Source organism: Bradyrhizobium sp. (assembly GCF_030697065.1).
In the GTDB taxonomy this organism is placed as follows: Bacteria; Pseudomonadota; Alphaproteobacteria; order Rhizobiales; family Xanthobacteraceae; genus Bradyrhizobium.
The window spans coordinates 1-2405 of the sequence record NZ_JAUYQU010000313.1 but is presented as its reverse complement, the minus strand read 5'-3'; the positions used below and the strand labels follow the sequence as shown (position 1 = coordinate 2405).

Below are 2405 nucleotides of genomic sequence, written 5' to 3'. Positions count from 1 at the left end.
CGGGCTTGACCCGGCCATCCTCTTTTTCGTGTTTTATTGCAACAAGACGCGGATGGCCGGGTCAAGCCCGGCCATGACGAAATAAAGTTAGCCAAATAGGCGGAACGAATGTGAATCCTCTGGTTCCGGCTTTGACGCCCGGTATTGCGGCGACTATGTAATGCGCTCATGACATCCCAAGAAATATCCGAACAAAACAGTTCAGCCTGGCCGGACCACAAACCGACCGCGCTCCTCGTGCTGGCCGACGGCACCGTGCTGGAGGGTTTCGGCCTCGGCGCGGAAGGCCAGGCGGTCGGCGAAGTCTGCTTCAACACCGCGATGACCGGCTACGAGGAGATCCTCACCGATCCCTCCTATGCCGGGCAGCTCATCACCTTCACCTTTCCGCATATCGGCAATGTCGGCACCAACGACGAGGACATCGAGACCGTCAACATGGCGGCGACGCCGGGCGCGCGCGGCGTGATCCTGCGCGCCGCAATCACCGATCCCTCCAACTACCGCTCCGTCAAGCACCTCGACCAGTGGCTGAAGGCGCGCGGCATCATCGGCCTTTCGGGCATCGACACCCGCGCCCTGACCGCGCTGATCCGCAGCAAGGGCATGCCCAATGCCGTGATCGCGCATGCCAGGGACGGCAAGTTCGACCTGCCCGGCCTGAAGCAAGAAGCCCGCGAATGGCCCGGCCTCGAGGGCATGGACCTGGTGCCGATGGTGACATCCGCGCAGCGCTTCACCTGGGACGAGACGCCGTGGGCGTGGGAAAAGGGTTTCGGCCGGCAGACCGCGCCGGAGTTCAACGTCGTCGCCATCGACTACGGCATCAAGCGCAACATCCTGCGCCTGCTGGCCGGCGAAGGCTGCAAGATCACGGTGGTGCCGGCGACCACTTCGGCCGAGGACATCCTGGCACTGAAGCCCGACGGCGTGTTCCTGTCGAACGGCCCCGGCGATCCCGCCGAAACCGGCAAATATGCCGTGCCTGTCATCCAGCAGGTGATCGAATCCGGCACCCCGACCTTCGGCATCTGCCTCGGCCACCAGATGCTCGGGCTTGCCGTCGGCGCGAAGACGAAAAAGATGCATCAGGGCCATCACGGCGCCAATCATCCGGTCAAGGACGAGACCACCGGCAAGGTCGAGATCACCTCGATGAACCACGGTTTTGCCGTGGACCAGGACACCCTGCCCAAGGGCGCCACGCAAACCCACATCTCTCTGTTCGACGGCTCCAATTGCGGCATCTCGCTCGACGGCAGGCCGGTGTTCTCGGTGCAGTACCACCCCGAAGCCTCGCCCGGCCCGCGCGACTCGCATTATCTGTTCAAGCGGTTTGCCGATCTGATGCGGGCGAAGAAGAGCGGGTAGCCTTTCTGCCCGCTGCCAGGCTGGACGCTATCACTCCTGCTGCAGCCTGAGATCCCGGACGCGGCGGTACCCGTCCGTTGTGACGAGCGTCACCGTTTAGTATGATGAACATCATTATTCATCCGGAGACGCCATCATGAACCACACTTCCGCCCCCGCCATCGACTACGGCGTGACTCCGCTGGAGGTGATGGCCTCGATGGCAGGACTCGACTTCGTCCGCGCCATGTTCGCCGGCAAACTGCCGGCGCCGCCGATGATGCAGACGATCAGGCCATTCGACCAGACCGCCGAGCCCGGCGTCGTGGCGTTTCAAAGCATCCCCGGCTTCCAGCACTACAACCCGATCGGCTCGGTGCATGGCGGCTATGCCGCGACGCTGCTGGATTCGGCGATGGGACTCGCGGTGCACACCGCGCTGCCGGCGGGCACCGGCTACACCACGCTGGAATTCAAGATCTCCTTCATCAAGGGCATGACCCGGGACACCGGCCCGATCCGCAGCGAAGGCCGCACGCTGAATGTCGGCCGCCGCGCCGCCACCGCCGAGGGCCGCATTACCGACGCCAAGGGCAGGCTGCTGGCGCATGCCACCACGACCTGCCTGGTGTTCGAGCTTCCGGCGACGTCGCCGGTCGGCAGCTAGGCGGGAACACGAGCCGCTGGCGTCAGTTGAAATGCGCAGGGTGCGCAAGGCCAAGGGGTCTCGCGAATGCGCGCCCGATAACGTGCCCGCCAACTTTGCGCGAGACCACGATAACGAGAATGACCATGTCAGTCGTCAGCGAAGATATCGAACCGCTCGCCTTCGTCTTCGCGGACGACGGCCTCGTTCCCAACAATCCGATGCCGTTCCTGATCTACCAGGGCGCCATCGATGTCGCCAATGCGCATCCCGAAAGAACCATCGAGGAATTGTTCGGCGCCAATGGCTGGGGCGGGATGTGGCGCAACGGCGTCTACGATTATCCGCACTACCATGCGACGGTTCACGAGGCGCTCGGCGTCGCGCGCGGCCATGCGCGGGTGCGGTT

2 protein-coding genes and 1 pseudogene are annotated in these 2405 nt (G+C 64.0%); all 3 read left to right on the top strand.

Going from position 1 to position 2405, the window contains the following annotated elements:
* Nucleotides 1-168: 168 nt before the first annotated feature.
* Nucleotides 169-1371, top strand: a complete 1203-nt coding sequence (carA, locus tag Q8R73_RS24725) for a glutamine-hydrolyzing carbamoyl-phosphate synthase small subunit (protein WP_305722166.1) — start codon at nt 169-171, stop codon at nt 1369-1371.
* A 136-nt stretch (nt 1372-1507) separates the two neighbouring features.
* Nucleotides 1508-2017, top strand: coding sequence for a PaaI family thioesterase (locus tag Q8R73_RS24720; RefSeq protein WP_305722165.1), 510 nt, complete (start codon nt 1508-1510; stop codon nt 2015-2017).
* A 125-nt stretch (nt 2018-2142) separates the two neighbouring features.
* Nucleotides 2143-2405 (top strand): annotated as a pseudogene (locus tag Q8R73_RS24715) (hypothetical protein); the annotation flags it as partial.